General features: G+C 43.1%; 20 protein-coding genes. 16 read left to right on the forward strand and 4 right to left on the reverse strand.

From position 1 onward, the window contains the following. Positions 1–67: 67 nt before the first annotated feature. Together HMPREF1222_RS05350 and HMPREF1222_RS05355 are read right to left on the reverse strand one after the other, a co-directional pair. Positions 68–1,378, reverse strand: a complete 1,311-nt coding sequence (locus HMPREF1222_RS05350; protein ID WP_006188024.1) for a right-handed parallel beta-helix repeat-containing protein — start codon at positions 1,376–1,378, stop codon at positions 68–70. A 25-nt stretch (positions 1,379–1,403) separates the two neighbouring features. After that, positions 1,404–1,994: a hypothetical protein gene (locus HMPREF1222_RS05355; protein WP_016518529.1), complete on the reverse strand. Its 591-nt coding sequence runs from the start codon at positions 1,992–1,994 to the stop codon at positions 1,404–1,406. A 273-nt stretch (positions 1,995–2,267) separates the two neighbouring features. Between HMPREF1222_RS05355 and HMPREF1222_RS05360 the strand changes: the two genes are divergently transcribed. From HMPREF1222_RS05360 to HMPREF1222_RS05370, 3 genes are read left to right on the forward strand one after another with little or no spacing between them, the layout of a single operon-like run. Continuing rightward, positions 2,268–2,489 (forward strand): hypothetical protein, encoded by a 222-nt coding sequence (locus HMPREF1222_RS05360; RefSeq protein WP_016518530.1) that lies wholly within the window; start codon positions 2,268–2,270, stop codon positions 2,487–2,489. Continuing rightward, positions 2,486–2,677, forward strand: coding sequence for a hypothetical protein (locus tag HMPREF1222_RS05365; RefSeq protein ID WP_038076538.1), 192 nt, complete (start codon positions 2,486–2,488; stop codon positions 2,675–2,677). Before HMPREF1222_RS05360 ends, HMPREF1222_RS05365 begins: the two co-directional genes overlap by 4 nt. A 15-nt stretch (positions 2,678–2,692) precedes the next feature. Next, positions 2,693–3,109 (forward strand): EamA family transporter, encoded by a 417-nt coding sequence (locus HMPREF1222_RS05370; protein ID WP_016518531.1) that lies wholly within the window; start codon positions 2,693–2,695, stop codon positions 3,107–3,109. A gap of 191 nt (positions 3,110–3,300) precedes the next feature. On the opposite strand, the gene HMPREF1222_RS05375 is transcribed toward HMPREF1222_RS05370, so the two are convergent. Then, positions 3,301–3,933, reverse strand: coding sequence for an NAD(P)-dependent oxidoreductase (locus tag HMPREF1222_RS05375; protein WP_006188029.1), 633 nt, complete (start codon positions 3,931–3,933; stop codon positions 3,301–3,303). 125 nt (positions 3,934–4,058) lie between these two features. On the opposite strand from HMPREF1222_RS05375, the gene HMPREF1222_RS05380 reads away from it, so the two are divergent. The 12 genes from HMPREF1222_RS05380 (at position 4,059) to HMPREF1222_RS05435 (ending at position 15,418) form a co-directional block, all read left to right on the forward strand. Then, positions 4,059–4,391, forward strand: coding sequence for a winged helix-turn-helix transcriptional regulator (locus tag HMPREF1222_RS05380; protein ID WP_006188030.1), 333 nt, complete (start codon positions 4,059–4,061; stop codon positions 4,389–4,391). A 341-nt stretch (positions 4,392–4,732) separates the two neighbouring features. After that, complete coding sequence (locus tag HMPREF1222_RS05385) at positions 4,733–4,972, forward strand: type II toxin-antitoxin system Phd/YefM family antitoxin (protein WP_016518533.1); 240 nt, start codon at positions 4,733–4,735, stop codon at positions 4,970–4,972. Further along, the gene (locus tag HMPREF1222_RS05390) at positions 4,969–5,364 is read left to right on the forward strand and encodes a type II toxin-antitoxin system VapC family toxin (protein WP_016518534.1); all 396 of its coding nucleotides are present in this window, start codon (positions 4,969–4,971) and stop codon (positions 5,362–5,364) included. The genes HMPREF1222_RS05385 and HMPREF1222_RS05390 overlap by 4 nt, the downstream gene beginning before the upstream one ends. 236 nt (positions 5,365–5,600) lie before the next feature. Continuing rightward, complete coding sequence (locus tag HMPREF1222_RS05395) at positions 5,601–6,539, forward strand: DUF6788 family protein (RefSeq protein WP_016518535.1); 939 nt, start codon at positions 5,601–5,603, stop codon at positions 6,537–6,539. 187 nt (positions 6,540–6,726) lie between these two features. After that, positions 6,727–9,261, forward strand: a complete 2,535-nt coding sequence (locus HMPREF1222_RS05400; protein ID WP_038076892.1) for an excinuclease ABC subunit UvrA — start codon at positions 6,727–6,729, stop codon at positions 9,259–9,261. A gap of 153 nt (positions 9,262–9,414) precedes the next feature. Beyond that, entirely contained in the window at positions 9,415–10,029 is a 615-nt protein-coding gene (locus HMPREF1222_RS05405) for a TetR/AcrR family transcriptional regulator (protein ID WP_016518537.1), read from the forward strand. Positions 10,030–10,070: 41 nt separating this feature from the next. Beyond that, a complete protein-coding gene (locus tag HMPREF1222_RS05410) occupies positions 10,071–11,810 on the forward strand; it encodes an ABC transporter ATP-binding protein (RefSeq protein WP_016518538.1) in 1,740 nt (579 codons plus the stop codon). 49 nt (positions 11,811–11,859) lie between these two features. Further along, the gene (locus tag HMPREF1222_RS05415) at positions 11,860–13,623 is read left to right on the forward strand and encodes an ABC transporter ATP-binding protein (RefSeq protein WP_016518539.1); all 1,764 of its coding nucleotides are present in this window, start codon (positions 11,860–11,862) and stop codon (positions 13,621–13,623) included. A 58-nt stretch (positions 13,624–13,681) separates the two neighbouring features. Next, a complete protein-coding gene (locus tag HMPREF1222_RS05420) occupies positions 13,682–14,137 on the forward strand; it encodes an MptD family putative ECF transporter S component (protein WP_016518540.1) in 456 nt (151 codons plus the stop codon). Positions 14,138–14,332: 195 nt separating this feature from the next. After that, the gene (locus HMPREF1222_RS05425) at positions 14,333–14,581 is read left to right on the forward strand and encodes an AbrB/MazE/SpoVT family DNA-binding domain-containing protein (protein ID WP_016518541.1); all 249 of its coding nucleotides are present in this window, start codon (positions 14,333–14,335) and stop codon (positions 14,579–14,581) included. Further along, the gene (locus HMPREF1222_RS05430; RefSeq protein WP_016518542.1) at positions 14,578–14,979 is read left to right on the forward strand and encodes a putative toxin-antitoxin system toxin component, PIN family; all 402 of its coding nucleotides are present in this window, start codon (positions 14,578–14,580) and stop codon (positions 14,977–14,979) included. Before HMPREF1222_RS05425 ends, HMPREF1222_RS05430 begins: the two co-directional genes overlap by 4 nt. Positions 14,980–15,004: 25 nt before the next feature. After that, positions 15,005–15,418: an energy-coupling factor transporter transmembrane component T family protein gene (locus HMPREF1222_RS05435; protein ID WP_016518543.1), complete on the forward strand. Its 414-nt coding sequence runs from the start codon at positions 15,005–15,007 to the stop codon at positions 15,416–15,418. On the opposite strand, the gene HMPREF1222_RS05440 is transcribed toward HMPREF1222_RS05435, so the two are convergent. Then, the gene (locus tag HMPREF1222_RS05440; RefSeq protein ID WP_016518544.1) at positions 15,365–16,792 is read right to left on the reverse strand and encodes a class I SAM-dependent DNA methyltransferase; all 1,428 of its coding nucleotides are present in this window, start codon (positions 16,790–16,792) and stop codon (positions 15,365–15,367) included. The genes HMPREF1222_RS05435 and HMPREF1222_RS05440 overlap by 54 nt on opposite strands. A 471-nt stretch (positions 16,793–17,263) precedes the next feature. Here HMPREF1222_RS05440 and HMPREF1222_RS05445 point away from each other — a divergent pair, with 471 nt between their 5' ends. After that, positions 17,264–18,268 carry a hypothetical protein gene (locus HMPREF1222_RS05445; protein ID WP_016518545.1) on the forward strand — a complete coding sequence of 335 codons (1,005 nt, stop codon included), beginning with the start codon at positions 17,264–17,266 and terminating at the stop codon, positions 18,266–18,268. Position 18,269 lies beyond the last annotated feature (1 nt).

Below are 18,269 nucleotides of genomic sequence, written 5' to 3' on the forward strand. Positions count from 1 at the left end.
GGCTTATGAGGGCGTCTTTAAACACCGGAATTTTTAAAACTTCCAATATGTAATTGCCCTTTACTCATTACTTAATCGCCTGTGCACCGAATCCCTTTACTGCGCCGAACAGTTTTACGGCGTCATTTTGCGGATATTTATTCGCAAACATCGACACATCGGTTTGAACGGTCATGGTTTGGTTCATTCCCATTGCACGTCTAAATTCGTTGGCGGGAGAATTGGGATCATAGTCGGTTTTTTCTTTGTAAGCGGCGTTTAAAAATCCCGCTAAGTATGCCTTGTTTAAGACGTTTTTAAGCGGAGCGACATCTTTCAGCTCTTCGTTGCCTTCCGCGCTGTTAAAGCGGTCGACATCTTCAAAGTCTTTTACCCACACATACTCGAAGGTTCCTAAACCCGGCAGGGTTACATCCGCCTGTTTGTTCATAAAAAAGCGGTTGTTGTCTACAAGTACCTTCCGTCCGTTTTCCATAGAAGCGGGACTGTCGATATAGCAACGGTCGATTGCCGAAAGGGAAGAAAGCCCGATGATGTTGTTGTGCAGGTTCACCTCGACCTTTGTCATAACGCGGAAGCCATACCCCATATCTTCGAAGCTGTGGGTGCGCGGCCACGTGAACAGCACCGTATTGTAGGCAAATTCAAGCCGTATAGCGGTAGGTGTATTCATCATTCCCGCAATTTGACAAGCAGACATTGCATTTGCGATAAAAACGTTGTTAATAATTTTCCAATTTCCCGAACCGCCCATTTGAATTGCAAAATTGGGAGCATTAAGAAATACGCAGTTTTGAACAAGGAAATCGCAGTTGTTAATTGTCCCGCCGACTAAGGGTTTTTCGGTGGTGATAACTTTTTTTTCGCTGCCGTTTTCTCCTTGTCCCGGCGGTAAGATAAGCATACCTGTTTCCACACCGGCAGGTTTTCCCTTGGTTGCGTGGTAACCGTTGGAATCTCCTTTATCGACGATTAGCCCGTCAAGCACCATTTTGCTGCCGGCCGGACCGTTGATAGCAAATTCCACCAAGCGGTTTGCACGGCCTGTTCCGTTGGAAGAAGCAGGCGGCATAATGAGTGTGCGGTATTTTAAAACATCCCGCTGGGAAAAGTCTTTGGAATATCCGCCGTAAATTTCGACCGGAACTTTTATCATGATAAAGCCTTTGTCCCGAACACCGTAGTAATTGCCTTCCGCGACATACAGCTTATCGCCGGGCTGCGCTTGTTCGGCAGCCTTTTCGATGTTTTTAAACGGAGCATCCTTTGTGCCCGCGTTTCCATTTCTCCCTGTTTCTTTTGAAACGTAGTACTCCGCAGCTGTTACATTTGCCAAAACGAAGGCAGCCAGTAAACATGTTGTAAGTGCTTTTTTCATTGTGTAATCTCCTTTAATTAGGTAATTAGGGTTCCGTTATATTTCCCTGCGCATCAAGATAGTACACAGGAATGGCAACGATTGAATCCCGGTTATTCCTGAATTTTGATTGCAAGCTTTGCTGAAGCGGACTGTAGTAAAAGGCGCTTGAGCTGGCGTCGCAGTGGGATGTCCAAAAGTCCGTGCTCGTAAATTGAGCCATTTTTTCCGCCTCATCCCGCGAGGGCAGCCATCCTCCCCGTGAAATGCAGTACATCACAGCATTGTTCTGCGCCGTGCGCATGTTAGAACCGCCCGATTCAAATTCTCTTTTTAAGAAAATGCTGTTTTCTTTTCCATCCCCTATTTTTGAGGATAGAGACTTCGTGCTGATAAACCGCGAAGTGTCAAGATCCCACGGCATCGGATTTGACGGGGTTCCCATTGCAAGAAACCGCCAGCGTCCTTCGCCTGTGTTGACCCACACGATCGTTTTCCCATTCAGTACGTCGCCTGCAGAATACGATTTTGACGGCGTAGCTTCCGGAGCCGTTATTTCGCCCAGAAAGAAACAGCCGTGCAGTATAAGCGATGCGGCTATAATGAGCGCCGCTGCTCCCTTGTTAGATTTTGTCATAAAATCCTCCTTTGTTTGTTTTATATGAATGTATATTTCATCAATAAAAACTGCCGCACCACATCTTACTATAACATAAATACCGGCGCGAACAAAGCGCAGCATCGAGCAGTATAGAGGAATGCTGCCCCGGTTTTAAATACAAAAATGCAGTGAGAAAAAGCTCCGGCATCTCTAAAAATCCAACCAAGTTTTTTATAGATTTCCTGTAGCATTAACGTTAAAAACCTTCTATAATAACTCCCTTTATTTATCAAGGAATGAGGAGTTATTATGACTATTCAACTATCGGAGCGGTTTACCTTTATAAAATTGCTGCGCTTTACCATTCCGACTATCATTATGCTTATTTTTACATCCGTTTACAACGTTGTCGACGGATTTTTTGTTTCAAACTATGTCGGTAAAACTTCGCTCCGATTTTGTATTTTGCCCGTCCTAACAAGAGTTTTTTCCGGCTATGCAATCTTCGGCTCATCGTTTTTACGGCATTGAACAACGGCAGCGTTTCCGCTACGATTTCATTTTTACGGACTGTGGTGTTTCAAGCTGCAGCCGTTTTGCTGCTCCCGCTTCTTTGGGGAGTCGACGGTATCTGGCTTTCGATTGTCGGCGCGGGGCTGATGGCGGTTATTGCAACACTCTGCTTCCTTGCAGCAAATCGGAAGAAGTACGGATATTAAAGGAGAAATGATAAAATGATGTGGGCGGTTTTCGCACTCTTATCCGCGGTATTTGCGGCGCTGACTTCTATTTTGGCAAAGGTCGGGATTGAAGGAGTAAATTCAAATTTGGCGACAGCGCTGAGGACGGTTGTTGTGTTGGCAATGGCGTGGGGTATGGTTTTTCTGACCGATACTCAACACGGAATAGTAAACATCAGTAGAAAAAGCTGGGTGTTTTTGATCCTTTCGGGTCTTGCAACAGGTGCTTCGTGGCTGTGTTATTACAAGGCGTTGCAGCTTGGCGAAGCATCAAAAGTAGTTCCTATTGATAAATTAAGCGTTGTAATCACATTGATTTTAGCAGTGATTTTCCTCCACGAGAATATCACTGCTAAATCGGTAATCGGTTCGCTGCTAATTACGGCAGGCACACTGTGTATGGTGTTATAAGTGGGGCAAAAGGTTTTCCCTTAACCGACTGACCTTTCCCTTATTTTTACCTATAATTTAAGGGAAAGGCGAGGGATAAAGTCATGAGAAGGTTTATTTTCAACCGCAAAATAGTGCGGCTGAAAAACACTACGGAGCAGGCGTGAAGTACCGCACGGCTTTAATGTCCGTGCAGCATTGCCGTCAAACGCTTATTTCCCGACAACCGAAATACATTGGCGGATATGCGTACCGTTTACCGCTTCGTCAACAATGGCGATTGCGTAGTCGGCATAGCTTACCGTACTTTCTCCCGCTGCATTGTGCGGCAATACATCTTCTCCGATTGTATAGTTGCCGGTACGCGTTCCATCCGCTTTAAAATCGAACGGCGGACACACATACGTCCATAAAACGTCATCCCGTTTTTGCAACGCTAAAAAGGCCTCCGTCTCCGCCTGTGCAAGCGGCTTAAACGCTTCGGGAAAATCCGGCGCATCAATCAGCATAAGCGTACGCTTATCGTTCACATAAAGGCAGCCCGCACCTCCGACAATCAACAATCGCGTATCCGTACCGGCAAGCATATCGCATAATTTTTTCAGCGAACTGCCGTGTTGCGCAAACGTTTCCGGTCTCCACGTACCGAATGCATCGATAATGACATCGAAACCTCTCAAATCGTCAACCGTCAGATCGAACAAGTCCTTTTGAATAACCTTTGTCGCCGCGCTTTCATTCTTTGACCTTATAACTACAGTAACATCAAGGCCTCGGTCAACCGCCTCTTTTGTAATCAACCGCCCGGCTTTGCCATTCGCGCAAATAACCGCTACTTTCATCATCGTACTCCTATAATGTATATTTTGGCGTTATGCCTCTTGTATAGAATAATAATGGAAGTATATAATCATCAAGTAGGCACTTTTTTGTGCTATAGTATCTTTTAGATACCTTATAGGGTAAGACAATGATGAAAAAACAATTGCCGCACTGCGATGTCGAACTCACCGTTACGCTGATAAGCGACCGGTGGAAAATACTGATTCTGCGGGATTTACTGACGGGAACCAAACGGTTCGGCGAATTAAAAAAATCGGTGAGCGGCATATCGCAAAAGGTACTGACTGCTCATTTGCGTTCGATGGAAGACGACGGTCTTGTGAACCGCAAAATATACGCGCAAATCCCGCCGCGTGTCGAGTATTCGCTTACGGAAACGGGCTGGAGCCTAAAGCCAGTTTTGGATGCAATGGCTCAGTGGGGCGAAACGTACCGATGCAAAGTGCAAAATCCTTTATAATAAGCTGCAGCCATTTTGAGGTTTCCACTTCTGAGGCATTGATAGCATCTTATTTTCGAAAGTTGGCAGCGATGCTTTCTACCACTCATTTGCAACACGTCGACTGGAATCCGGTTATGATATACGCATCATCCGAGAGCGAATCGGTAATAGTGATGTTTTTAATGAGGATAGAAGTAATATGAAAACGGCAGATATTCTTCTGTCGAGGATGCAGTTTCCCGTATAAGGGAAAAACATGGCTTATAATGTCCGAATTATGTTATGACGATACCTACTGGCATGGCTGGAAATATAAAACACAACTTGACCATGTTGTACACATATAGTATTGTATCCGTATGAAAACATTATCGGTTGCTAAAGTAAGGATGAATTTCTCTGCACTTCTGAAAGAAGTAGCATTAGGTAACGAAATCGGTATTGCATTTGGTCGAAAACAAGAAACAATAGCCGTTATTGTTCCAATCGAAGAATATAAAAGAATAAAAACACGGCAGCTTGGTACATTGGAAGGAAAAGTACAAGTTGAATTTAGTGAGAATTGGGCGATAACCGATGAAGAGTTTGTTACTGTATGAAAATCCTATTAGATACGCACTATTTATTGTGGGCATTTATTGATACAAGTAAAATATCTCAGTCAGTGTATCATAAACTATTAGCAGATGAAAATGAAGTTTTTTATAGTCAAGCGAGCTTATGGGAAATATCGATAAAGTTTAATATGGGAAAATTATCCCTAAAAGGAATGAAACCGGAAGAATTCTACGAAGAAGTAGCAAATAGTTTTTTAAAATGCAGAGCTTTTTCAAATGATGAATTAATTACTTTTTATAAATTACCAATAGAACACAAAGATCCGTTTGATCGAATTATGATTTGGCAATCCATAAAGTCTGATTACTATTTTTTATCCGTTGATAGACAGATTACAAAGTATGAAAGATACGGCTTAAAAATATTAACCTGATCCCTGTACAATGGCAACAAAATCAACCGATAAAGCAATACTCACGGAATTAAAATCACTAACGAAAGATAAGACAAATTGGAAAACGGCGATTGCTGATGTGCAATCCGCATAACTAAAAAAGCATTGGTTGAGGCTATCGGCAGTTCTTGAGAGAAACCTTGAATTCTGCTTGAGTTTTGGGGAGCATAATAGTATGATAATTGTAATAAATACTCCCTAAAGGAGAAAAGCTAATGGCAGCAAAATACAATGAAATACAGGAATTCCTTAGGGTTCGTGCCGATCTTTATGCCAGATTACATTTACTGCCGTATGACGGTACGCCTGAAATTAAAGAACGCGGCGATGGAAAATATGTATATGTTAGAAAGCGTGTAGCCGGTAAACAGACATCGACATACGTAGGGGTCTATACAGATGAGTTATATAACCTGCTCCTTCGTAATGCAAAAGAAGCTCGTGTAATAAGAAAAGAACTGAGAGATATAGAAAAACAACTGGCGATTGCCGGATATTCGGAAGACGGACTATCTTCCAAAGTCATAGCAAATATCGCATTCGCAAGAGCCAATATGAAAATAAATATCTATGATCAAGCTGTCTTGGAGGGTGTTGCAACATCTTTTCCACAGACGGAAGAAATTATAGACAACGGAAAGGTTTCCGGCATGACAGCAGCTGATGTGCAAAAGATTTTGAACTTGAAACATGCTTGGGAGTTTATTTTGGATAAAGATGTTATTGCAAGTAGATCAGACTATTATATGCTGAGTTATATTGCAAAACTGGTAAATGAAGGTTTTTTTGCGGAAGGCGACCGGATTCGCGGTGTTCCGGTAACCATCGGCGGTTCATCATATATTCCGCCTTTACCGAATGAAGCGGATGTTAAAGATACCATTCAAAAGATTATCGAGGAAAATGATGATGCGATTACTATTGCTATCAAACTATGCCTTTATTGTATGAAGACACAGATATTTCTTGACGGCAATAAAAGAGCAGCCGTTATTTTTGCAAATCATTATTTAATTTCACATGGCGGCGGTTTTATTGTAATTCCGGAAAAGGAAGTTCCTAAGTTTAAGCAGTTATTAGTAAAATATTACGAAGGAGAAGATCTATCCATTATTTCCGGCTTTATGAAAGAACGTTGTTGGAAAACAATGTAATTGGAACCGTGATTAATGGCTTAATATTTATGTAAACAGAAGCATAAAAAGAAAGATTACTGTTTATTTTCTATCAGTTGTCTGCTAAACATAAAAATAACCGTGAGAGGAATAGAGAGATAAAATGGACTGCCGTATACAAGAAATAATGTTATTATCGGTTATGAGTAAAGGTAAAGAAGAATGTATGCAGCACGATAAAAAAAGGCGTCCACGCCATATCAGCATCAAAGGAGCGCGGGTACATAATTTGAAAAATATCGATGTGGATATTCCGCTTGAAATGCTAGTTGCTATTGCGGGTGTATCCGGTTCCGGTAAATCTTCGCTGGCGCTGGGAACGCTGTATGCCGAAGGTTCCAGACGGTATTTGGAAGCGCTGTCTACATATACCAGACGAAGAATTACACAGAGCGGCCGGGCGGATATCGATGAGATACACCATATTCCTGCTGCACTTGCCCTGCATCAAAGACCGGGTATTCCCGGAGTGCGCAGCACGTTCGGTACCGCTTCGGAACTATTGAATAGTCTGCGATTGATGTTTTCCCGGCTCGGCAGCCATGTATGTCCGAACGGGCACCGCACACCGGCGAGTATGGCGGTCGCGCTGATGCAGCCGATTGTCTGTCCCGTATGCGGTGAATCGTTTTACGGTCCCGGTGCGGAAGCCATGGCATTTAATTCGGACGGCGCATGTCCGGTCTGCAGCGGCACGGGCATGGTGCGCGAAGTGGATGACAGTACACTGGTGCCCGATGAAAGCCTCTCCATCGAGGACGGAGCCGTGTTGCCGTGGAAGCTTTTCGGGCTTATTGCGATGCCGAAAACCGTAGCCGAACTTGGAGTGCGCATCGACGTGCCGTTTTCCGAACTTACCGAAGAAGAGCGGCACACCGTCTTTGCAGGCGAAGAAACCAAAAAGATGATAGTATGGCATTCCAAAAACGGCAAAGTGTTTGAACTGAATTGCACCTACTATAATGCACACCGCGCTGCCGAAAATGCGCTGCATAATGTCGAATCGGAAAAGGGCTTGGATAAAATCCGCAAATTCTTACGTGAGGCGCCGTGCCCGGAGTGCAAAGGAACGCGGCTCTCAAAAGCCGTCAGAGCGACAACACTTGCAGGTAAAAATCTTGCCGAAGCGACGGCGCTGACACTTGACGAATTGCTCCAATGGGTGGATATCGTTCCCGCAACGCTGCCTCCGGAGATGCGTCCGATGGCGTTGAGCATTATCGGCTCGTTGACGGATAATGCACGGCGGCTGAAAGACCTCGGTCTCGGCTACCTTTCGCTCGACCGCGCAAGCAGCACGCTTTCTACGGGAGAGCGGCAGCGGGTACAGCTTGCACGTGCCGTCCGCAACGAAACACTGGGCGTTTTGTATGTGCTGGACGAACCGAGCATCGGTTTGCATCCATCTAATATCGACGGTTTAATGGAAGTCGTCAACAGTTTAATCGCGGACGGCAATTCCGTTGTGCTGGTTGACCACGATGTACATGTGTTAAAGCGTGCGGATTATATAATCGAAATGGGACCGCTTGCCGGAAACGAGGGCGGAACCGTCATCGCACAGGGTAGCGTCGAAGAAATTGCGCAAAATCCTGCTTCAAAGATTGCAGGCTTTATCACGGAAACGGAAACCGTTCTGACGCGGAAACGTGCAGCAAAAAAAGATTTGTTTGCAAACGGAACTATTCATCTGGAAACAGAGCAGATTCATACGGTACATGCGCTGAAGGTAGATATTCCTAAGGGTAGGCTTACGGCAGTAACAGGCGTCTCCGGTTCGGGTAAAACGACCCTCGTGCTGGAAAACCTTATCCCCGCGCTGCAGGCGGCCGCCGGAGGGAACAAAGTTCCGCCGCATGTTTCAAAGATTTCGGCTGAAGGAATTACGCGGGTAAATCTCATCGATGCAGCGCCTATCGGCATAAATGTCCGATCCACCATTGCAACATACAGCGGCATATCGGATGATTTACGCAAACTATTTGCGGGAACAAAGGCGGCAAAAGAAAAAAAACTTACTGCGAGTGAATTCTCATACAATACCGGAACACTCCGCTGTCCAACCTGTGACGGAACAGGACAAATATCGCTCGACGTACAATTTCTGCCGGATGTTACCATCACGTGCCCCGATTGCGGCGGCTCCCGTTTCGGCAAAGAAGCCGAGTCGATATTATGGACACCTAAAAAATCGGAACAAAGCTATTCGCTTCCGGAGCTTATGCGCATGACGGTACGCAAAGCGCTTCCCGTGTTTTCAGCTTCCGGCGTGCACAAGATAGCGGAAAATCTTTCGGTTTTACAGAACTTGGGACTCGGCTATCTGACACTTGGTGAAGATACCCCTGCTCTTTCGGGCGGGGAAGCGCAGCGGCTCAAACTTGCCGCCGAAATGGGAAAAACGCAAAACGATGCAGTGTTCGTATTTGATGAACCGACAATCGGACTGCACCCGCTTGACGTACAAGTGCTGCTCGGCGTATTTCACCGGCTTGTGAAAGCGGGCGCAACCGTTGTCGTCATCGAGCACGACCTCGATGTTATTGCAAACAGCGATTACATCATTGATATGGGGCCGGGTGGAGGCGCAGCTGGGGGAAAAATCGTCGCATACGGAACACCTGAAGAAATTACCCAAAATCCCGCCAGTATTACCGGCCGGTATCTTGCAGAGGTTTTGAAATATGGAGTGATACAATAAAAACCACTCATTTTCAATCTAAACTGCCCCATCATAACACCTTCCATCGTTTCACCCTCATAACGCCACGCTCCAAAATATTGACAGGAAAAAATCCCCGTACTAATATACCAGTGGTATATACCGATGGTATATTAAATGAAGGAAAGATATATGAGCATATCGGAAACGCAGAGAAAAATGCTGGAAGTAGGTAAAAAGGAATTTTTAGCAAAAGGATTTAAAGACGCATCTTTGCGGAAAATCGTAGCGGAGGCGGGGTTTACGAAGGGGGCATTCTACGGCTATTACCCGGATAAAGCCGCATTATTTGAAGCGCTTGTTTCGGAAGCGGCAGACGGATTGGTGAATATGTTCAAGGCTGCTCAGGATGCACATCTTGATTTGATTCCTTCAGGAGATACTGCCAAAAGTAGAGAATTGTCAACGGAGTATTTAAGACATTTCATAAGCTATGTTTATGATCATTTTGATGAATTTAAACTTGTACTTTGCTGTGCGGAAGGGACAAAATACGAGAATTATACCCATGAACTTGTGGAGCTTGAGGTAGAACGTGCAGAAAAATATTACAGACTTCTGCGGAAAAAAAATAAAATTAAAGGAAGCGTCAGTCGTGAACTTCATCACATGATTACCAGCGCGTACTTTACGGCAGCGTTTGAAACGGTGGTTCACGATATGACGAGGAAAAAGGCTATGGGGTATATTGAAGAGCTTGCAGCTTTCTTTAATTCGGGCTGGGACGGAATTTTAAAGCTTGTATAAAGGCATCTTAAAAAAAGTCGGTAAGAAGGAGAAAAAATATCGTGAGTAAAAAAGAGAATAGCTCAAAAGAAAGCTCGATAAAACAGCTGCTTGCCTTTGCAACATCATGCAAAAATTTGCTTGTCAGTGCCGTTATTTTGGCGGTTCTGGGAGCGGTGGCGGGCGTTATACCGTATCTTGCGGTGTCTAAAATCATTATCGCTTTATGTGCGAAAGATTATAATATGCGTATCATCGTTGCAATGGCGGTAATTGCACTTGCAGGTTATCTGATGCAGCTCGGATGTTCAACCTTATCTACGATACGCTCGCATCGTGCGGCATTCACCGTATTAAAAAATATTCGTATGCAGCTGACAGCAAAGCTTGCTCGTGTTCCGATGGGCTTTGTGCTGGATACTCCCTCCGGAAAATTTAAGACAATGCTGGTTGATACGGTAGAGAAACTGGAACTGCCGCTTGCTCATATAATACCGGAACTTACCGCAAATTTGCTTGTACCGGTTTTAATGTTTGTCTACTTCTTTGTTCTGAATTGGAAGCTGGCTCTTATCGCATTTGCAACATTTCCCATAGGACTTATTTGTTACATGGGTATGATGAAAGATTATGAAAAACGCTACGCTAAAGTTCTGACTGCCGGTAAAAATATGGACGCAGCCACAGTAGAATATATCGGCGGAATTGAGGTTATTAAAGCTTTTAATCAAAGCAGTACCTCGTATCGCAAATATGCGGAAGCCGTAAAAGAAAACGAAGTTTCAAAAAAAGAATGGTTCAAATTAACAAACCCGTATTATGCAGCGGGACTTGCCATCGCTCCGGCAAGCCTTTTGGGCGTATTACCGCTTGGCAGTTTGTTTTTTATACAAGGTACGTTATCTTCCGGAAATTTCATATCGTGTATCATCTTATCTCTCGGTCTTATCGCTCCGCTCATTCAGGCATTGCGCTATACCGACAGCCTTGCAATGGTGGATTCCACCGTCAAAGAAATTGCAAAACTTTTGGAGACAGATGAAATAAACCGGCCTCAGGAAAATGTTCCGCTGGAAGGAAATCAAATAGTATTTTCATCTGTCAGTTTTTCGTATGGAGATACGGAAGTTTTGCATGATCTTACCTTTCAAACCGTACCGGATGGAATGACCGCTATTGTAGGACCTTCAGGTTCCGGTAAATCTACGGTTGCACGGTTGATTGCATCTTTCTGGGAGGCAAGCGGCGGTGAAGTGATTATCGGCGGTTATCCGGTACGGAATATTCCCCTTTCACAAGTGATGGATTATGTCTCGTATGTTTCGCAAGATAACTATCTCTTTCATCTGTCTATCAAAGAAAATATCAGAATAGGAAAACCGGATGCTACGGAGGAAGAAATTGTGCAGGCGGCGAAAAGGGCAAGCTGTCATGAATTTATTACATCACTTCCGAATGGTTACGACACGATAGCAGGCGACGGCGGCAACAATCTTTCAGGCGGAGAAAAACAGCGTATCGCAATCGCAAGAGCAATATTAAAAAACAGTCCTATCATTATTCTGGATGAAGCAACCGCTTTTACCGATCCTGAAAATGAAGCGGTGATTCAACGTTCCATCGGAGAACTGATTAGCGGCAAGACCTTGATCGTCATCGCTCATAGATTATCCACGATCACAATGGCAGACAAAATTATCGTAATGAATCAAGGAAAGATAGAAGCCCAAGGACGGCATGAAGAACTCTTGGAAACCTGTTCACTGTATCATAAACTATGGGAAGCACATGGGTATCTCTAAAAACTCGGTCAGCTTTTAGAGATACCCGACGGAAAGGAGGATATACAACATGCTTAAAATGTTCAAACGCTTGCTTGAATTTGCAGGCACTGAAAAAAGAAAACTGATACTGTCTTTTGTTTTTCATATATGCCATTCGTTTTTTGAAATGCTCCCTATTATGGCAATTTTAACCGTATTAACGGGGATATTATCATCTACTGAGGGGAGCGCTATGCCTCACCGCGTAATTTGGGTATCATTCGGAATTATGATCCTGAGTGTTATCGGTAAAATTATTTTTATCAATGTATCTTCCGTACAAAGGACGTTGGGAAGTTTTGCTATGTGTTCAAATTGGCGCATGGAACTCGGTGAAAAATTAAAACGTGCGCCAATGGGATATTTTAGCGAACATCGTCTGGGCGATATTACCGCTGCCGCAACGACCACACTCGGTGATCTTGAAACAAGCGCGGTAACTATACTGGAAACCGTGGCAGGCGGATTTGTACATGCGGTTATCATCGGTTTGTGGCTTTTAATCTATGAATGGAGAATAGGGCTTTTAATGTTTGCGGGGCTTCTGATTTCAAGCCTTGTATATAAAAAAACGCAGACAGCGGGAGAAAAATATGCTCCGCGCAGGCAGGCGGCACAGGCGGGGCTTGTAACCGGAATACTCGAATATATCCAAGGAATGGGTGTGGTAAGAGCTTTTGGTCTTTATGAACAATCCGGCAAAGCGGTAGATGCCGCCATTTATGAAAGTGCAGAATCGAATATCGTTCTGGAAAGAGTGTTTTCAGGATTGGCAGCAGCCTTTCAAATGGTATTTAAGTTCATCCGGGCGGCAATCTTAATCATAGTACCGTATCTTTTGATTCATGGAGAAATCACTGCACCCAAATGTCTGCTGCTGACGATTGCAAGCTTTATGATTTATTCTACAGTGGAACTTGCCGGAAGTACGGCGGCCGTAGCAAGAGCGGTAGACGCATCGCTTAACAGGCTTGATGAAATATCCGAAATACCGCTTTTAGATGAAAACGGCAAAGCGCTTACTCCCGCTTGTTACGATATCGTGGTTCGGAATGTGTCTTTTTCATATAACGGCAAAGAAGTTATACACGATGTGAGCTTTCAAGTTCCGCAAAAAACCGGCTGCGCGATTGTAGGTTCTTCCGGTTCCGGAAAGACGACGCTGTGCAGTTTAATTGCGAGATTTTGGGATGTCGATAACGGTGAGATTTTGCTCGGCGGTATTAATGTAAAGGAGTATACCTGCGACACTCTTTTGAAAAATTTTTCAATCGTATTTCAGCACGTTTATTTATTTGAAGATACGATTGAAAATAATATAAAATTCGGAAAACCGAATGCGACAATGGACGAGGTGATCTTTGCTGCAAAAAAAGCCTGCTGTCATGATTTTATCTCCGCACTTCCGAACGGCTATCGGACACAAGTCGGAGAAGGCGGAGCTACGTTATCGGGAGGAGAAAAGCAGCGTATTTCCATCGCGAGAGCGATTTTAAAAGATGCTCCGATTGTAATTTTAGATGAAGCGACTGCCAGTGTGGATCCTGAAAATGAACAGGAATTACAGAAGGCAATCGATGAACTGACAAAGAATAAAACGTTGATTATCATTGCCCACCGTTTGAATACCGTCCGAAAAGCGGAACAAATTCTTGTTATTGATGATGGAAGTATCGTGCAGAGAGGGACGCACAGTGAACTGATGGCTCAAGAGGGGGTTTACAGACGATTTGTAAATATTCGAGAAGAAGCCATCGGATGGAAAATAGGTGAGAACGCAGCAAAACTTTAGGCATGAACGGAGAAAAGTGTGATTTTTGCTTTTATTCTAAATCATAAAGGGGGTATATATGAATGATCAAAACGGTTTTGAAAAAAAAGGATTATCGGTAAAGGTTCGGAAACGCTGGAGCATTACCATACTCGGCATTATTATGGGGCTGCTCTTTTTTGTTACCGGAATGCATTGGTCGATGGCGCTTGGAAATATCGCAATGGGCATTATTGCCGATATCATTGCAGGACTCGGCGGATATACCAATAAAAAGGTAAACGCGCTTTCGTATATGGTTCTGATGCTTGCCAATACCTATACCTATCTTATTTTCTTTATCGATCCTGCAGGATGGACACAAGCGATGCTCAAAAAGGGAACGGATGCCTCTTATATCGAAACGATGAACGCATCGGCGACAGGGTGGATGCCTGCGGTAATTATCGGAGGAACACTGCTTACAGCGGCATTCAGTGCATGGGTCGGCGGGAAAATGCTGAAAAAACAATTTGAAAAGGCGGGGGTGCTGTAATTCATAATTGGTAATGAGGAATCTTCCGCATTTTTAAAGCTGTTGATGAATCCTTTGCGTGCTCTGTAGTTCTCCTGCGGTAGAATTGAAAAACTGCTCAAGATTGCTAAGAGCACAAAAGAGAAAATACAGGACTTCTTGTTTTTTAGGAGTTAATAGGTTATATTGTGAGTAAGGAATGTAAGGAGCCTTGATATGGAATTAGCTAAAGTAACGTCAAAAGGTCAAATAACAATTCCTCTGACGATAAGGAAAGCTTTGCAGTTGAAAACGGGAGATAAAGTATTTTTTGAAGAAAATCAAGGAAAATTCTACATCACAAACGCTTCTTTGATTGCATTGGCGAATATTCAAAGGCAGATGTCAACTACAGCAGAAAATGCAGACTTTAAGTCGGAAGAAGATGTCGTAGCCTATATCAAAGCATTGCGAAAGAATCGATGAGAGTTTTTGTAGATGCCAATGTCATAATTTCAGCGATATTATTTCCTAACGGAAAAACAGCATTTGTCTTTTCTCATCTACTTGAAAAGCATACGGTAATAATATCGTCATACACAAAATATGAATGCCGCGAAGTTTTTGAAAAGAAGTTCCCCGCACAAATGGATTTACTTGATGCATTTTTTGAAGGCATTAGCTATGAGAAATTTCAAAGTCCCGAAAAATACGATGAAACAAAATATCCCAGAATTCGTGATATAAGAGATTTGCCTGTATTGGTTTCAGCAATATTGTCAGACTCGGATGTTTTGATAACAGGTGATAAAGATTTTGAAGAAGTTAAAATTGATAAGCCGTTGATTTTTAGCCCGACAAAATATTATGAATTGATAAATTAAGGATTATGGTATCGAGGATGTTTTTGTGGAAAAACGAGTAAGCTTTATTTTTGATCCGCGGACAAAGCTTTTTATACTACTGCTGTGCGTGATTGCCGCCTCAATTTCTCCGTCCCTTGAGTATAACCTCGGCTTGGTTCTGCTGGTCGGGATAACGGGTATGCTGTGCGGGAAACGGCGGAGTGCAGTTATCGGGATAGCGGGATATGTGCTGCTGTATGCGCTCACGATATGGGCTGCCGGTATGACGGGAACACTGAAAACAACGCTGCTTGCAGCCTTTGGGCTGTTTCATAAGGTGTACGCCTGCGGAATGATGGGCGGTTTGCTTATTTCATCGACAAAGGTGAATGCATTTATGTCGGCACTGAATCGTCTCCGTAGCTTATTTCACCGCTTCCCTCAACTTTGTCAGCAGCGCATCGCTTTTCATAAATGACTGGTGCAGCAGCTCCAGCAATTCCGCCGTGGTGTGCGTTACTTCTTCTTCCTTTATATATGGATTTTTTATATCCAGGTTATAGCCGTTGGTTTTTAAGGTTTCAATATTGACCTTCCAGACGTGTTCATTTTCGACACGGCTATTCCACCATGCTTTTAGCGGTTCGAACTCACTCTTCCGAATAGGCTTTGTTTTGGAGTAGGATTTCTGCCCCTCCGGCAGTTTATGCTCCCAGTACCAGATGTCCCGTGTCGGCTCACCTTTTGTAAAGAACAACAAATTCGTGGCTACCGACGCATACGGCTGAAACACGGAGTTAGGCAAACGCACGATCGTGTGCACATTACACTGCTCTAAAAACTCCTGCCGGATTCTCTGCTTTACACCATCCCCGGTCAACGACCCATCCGGCAGCACAATCGCAGCGCGTCCACCTTTTTTAAGCAAGCGGATCATCAACAGCAAAAACAAATCTGCGCTTTCTGTGGTGCGGAACTGAGCCGGATAGTTTGTTTCAACCCCATCGCTGACACTTGCACCGAACGGCGGATTTGCAAGAATCACATCAACACGGTCTCGCTCCGTAATGCTCGTGTATTCGCGGTTCAAGCTGTCCCCATTCATCACATTCGGTACTTCAATATCATGCAAAATCAGATTCGTAACACAGAGCATAAACGGCAGCGGCTTCAGCTCATGACCGCGTATCGTTTCTTCCAGCACCTTCAAATCCTCAACGGAATGAACATCCTTCGCACGGATATTTTCGATTGTGCTTGTTAAAAAGCCGCTGGTGCCGCATGCAGGATCCAGAACCTTTTCTCCAAGCCGCGGATTTATCAGCTCCGTCATTATTTCCGTTACAGCACGTGGAGTGTAAAACTCTCCATAGTTCCCCGCACTCTGTAAATCGCGCAACAAACTTTCGTAAATATCTCCAAACAGATGCCGGTCTTCACTCGCATTAAAATTAATTTCATTCAGCTTATTCACCACCTGCCGGATAATTGTGCCGTTTTTCATATAGTTGTTCGTCCCCGCAAAAATATCACGAAGCAAAACTGCACGTTTATTTCCCGTCGAAACATCAAGATTTTGCAGTCCGGGGAACAATACCGTATCGACAAAATCTTTCATCTCATCCCCGGTAACCCCTTCGCCGTCAGCCGCCCAGCTCCGCCACTTCAATTCTTCCGGCACTACCGAAACATACTCATCATGCAAAAGTTCAAGCTCCGCTTCTTTGTCATCAAGAATTTTGAGCGTAACCATCCACCCCAGCTGTTCAATACGCTGCGCATCCCCCGAAACTCCCTGATCTTTCCGCATAATATTTTGCAATGATTTTATAATTCCACCAATATTCGGCATGTGTACTTCCTATAAAAACTTCAAGCACTACTATTTTCAGTATAGAAAGACAAATATCCGTACGTATATTCATATCCGCTATCGTTTTATTTACAATATTATATAGCGACTATTGTAAATAGTTTTAGACTAAAAGCAACATGAAAATTTTTAGCTGAAAATTTCGAAGATGTTCGACCGTATACATATAGGCAATAGATGAAGATATAAAATTTCCAGTTCAAAATACGTAGATTGGTTCTTTTAAATTTACCTATCTTATAGTATACTATAATTATTGGTGTTGTAGGTATGGTGAATTCAAAAGACACGATAAAAATATAAAGAGTTTGCATCAGTAAAATGAAAAAATTTGAAAACCGTATTACCATAAATCCCGATTTATTTTGATTTCTGAAAGGAAATTTTGTCGAATACGACAAAGTGAAATAATCATACGTTTTCTTGAAAGATTGGAATAAACTGCTGAATATGATAAAAGAAGAAAAAAAATCAGTTGATGTAAGAGAAAATCAGCTTTTACAGATGGATAGAGAAATATTAGTCCTCCTCTTAAAAGACAGAACCACTGATAGAAATATTATGTGGTGTACCGACAATTACAAAAAATACGGTTCGCAATATGAATATAATCAGCCCATTGCCATACATCTTATCACTTCCAGACATGGAAATATAATTAAACCTCGTGTAGAAAAAAGTAGGCATGACCAGCAACGGCGTATTAGAGATAAGGGGGAAGTATTCACTCCGTCATGGATATGCAATAAACAAAACAACCTCATAGATAATGCATGGTTCGGAAGAGAAAATATTTTTAATGTAGAAACAGAAACCAGCTGGATTTCCAATAAAAATAAAATTAAATTTTCGACGGAGCAAGGAAAAGGATGGACGGATTATGTTGAATCGGATCGCATGGAAATTTCCTGCGGAGAGGCACCGTATATCACAAGTCGATATGATACGGTATCGGGAAACTATATAGAAGTTCCAGATAGAATAGGACTTTTAGACAGAAAATTACGCGTTATCAGTGAAAATACAGACTTAGAAGACAAGTGGCTGACATGGGCATATAGAGCCGTTCAGAGTATTTACGGTTTTGACTGGCAAGGCGATAATTTACTTATAGCGCGTGAAAACATTCTTTTTGATGTCGTTGAATACTTTGAAGTAAAATTCAATAAAAAAATAGAGACTTCTCATCTTGTTGAACTGGCAAAAATCATTTCATGGAATATCTGGCAGATGGACGGAATAAAATTCGTCGTTCCGGAAAGCTGTACCACAGAAAAAAAAGAAGCTGAGCAACTGTCTCTTTTTGAATATATGTATAAAAAAGAACAAGTATGTGAGTGTGAAGGCTGTAAAACGGGAAACCATTTCAAACATAACGGCATATACTGTAAGTTAATGGATTGGAAAACTCACAAGTCAATCAGATATGCGGATCTAATCAGTAAGGGAAAGTAAA

The organism is Treponema vincentii F0403, from assembly GCF_000412995.1.
In the GTDB taxonomy this organism is placed as follows: Bacteria; Spirochaetota; Spirochaetia; order Treponematales; family Treponemataceae; genus Treponema; species Treponema vincentii.

Coding starts and splice junctions, on each gene's coding strand:
- HMPREF1222_RS05350 (WP_006188024.1), bottom strand. CDS start 1,378: ATGAAAAAAGCACTTACAACATGTTTACTGGCTGCCTTCGTTTTGGCA.
- HMPREF1222_RS05355 (WP_016518529.1), bottom strand. CDS start 1,994: ATGACAAAATCTAACAAGGGAGCAGCGGCGCTCATTATAGCCGCATCG.
- HMPREF1222_RS05360 (WP_016518530.1), top strand. CDS start 2,268: ATGACTATTCAACTATCGGAGCGGTTTACCTTTATAAAATTGCTGCGC.
- HMPREF1222_RS05370 (WP_016518531.1), top strand. CDS start 2,693: ATGATGTGGGCGGTTTTCGCACTCTTATCCGCGGTATTTGCGGCGCTG.
- HMPREF1222_RS05375 (WP_006188029.1), bottom strand. CDS start 3,933: ATGATGAAAGTAGCGGTTATTTGCGCGAATGGCAAAGCCGGGCGGTTG.
- HMPREF1222_RS05380 (WP_006188030.1), top strand. CDS start 4,059: ATGATGAAAAAACAATTGCCGCACTGCGATGTCGAACTCACCGTTACG.
- HMPREF1222_RS05385 (WP_016518533.1), top strand. CDS start 4,733: ATGAAAACATTATCGGTTGCTAAAGTAAGGATGAATTTCTCTGCACTT.
- HMPREF1222_RS05390 (WP_016518534.1), top strand. CDS start 4,969: ATGAAAATCCTATTAGATACGCACTATTTATTGTGGGCATTTATTGAT.
- HMPREF1222_RS05395 (WP_016518535.1), top strand. CDS start 5,601: ATGGCAGCAAAATACAATGAAATACAGGAATTCCTTAGGGTTCGTGCC.
- HMPREF1222_RS05400 (WP_038076892.1), top strand. CDS start 6,727: ATGCAGCACGATAAAAAAAGGCGTCCACGCCATATCAGCATCAAAGGA.
- HMPREF1222_RS05405 (WP_016518537.1), top strand. CDS start 9,415: ATGAGCATATCGGAAACGCAGAGAAAAATGCTGGAAGTAGGTAAAAAG.
- HMPREF1222_RS05415 (WP_016518539.1), top strand. CDS start 11,860: ATGCTTAAAATGTTCAAACGCTTGCTTGAATTTGCAGGCACTGAAAAA.
- HMPREF1222_RS05420 (WP_016518540.1), top strand. CDS start 13,682: ATGAATGATCAAAACGGTTTTGAAAAAAAAGGATTATCGGTAAAGGTT.
- HMPREF1222_RS05425 (WP_016518541.1), top strand. CDS start 14,333: ATGGAATTAGCTAAAGTAACGTCAAAAGGTCAAATAACAATTCCTCTG.
- HMPREF1222_RS05430 (WP_016518542.1), top strand. CDS start 14,578: ATGAGAGTTTTTGTAGATGCCAATGTCATAATTTCAGCGATATTATTT.
- HMPREF1222_RS05440 (WP_016518544.1), bottom strand. CDS start 16,792: ATGCCGAATATTGGTGGAATTATAAAATCATTGCAAAATATTATGCGG.
- HMPREF1222_RS05445 (WP_016518545.1), top strand. CDS start 17,264: ATGATAAAAGAAGAAAAAAAATCAGTTGATGTAAGAGAAAATCAGCTT.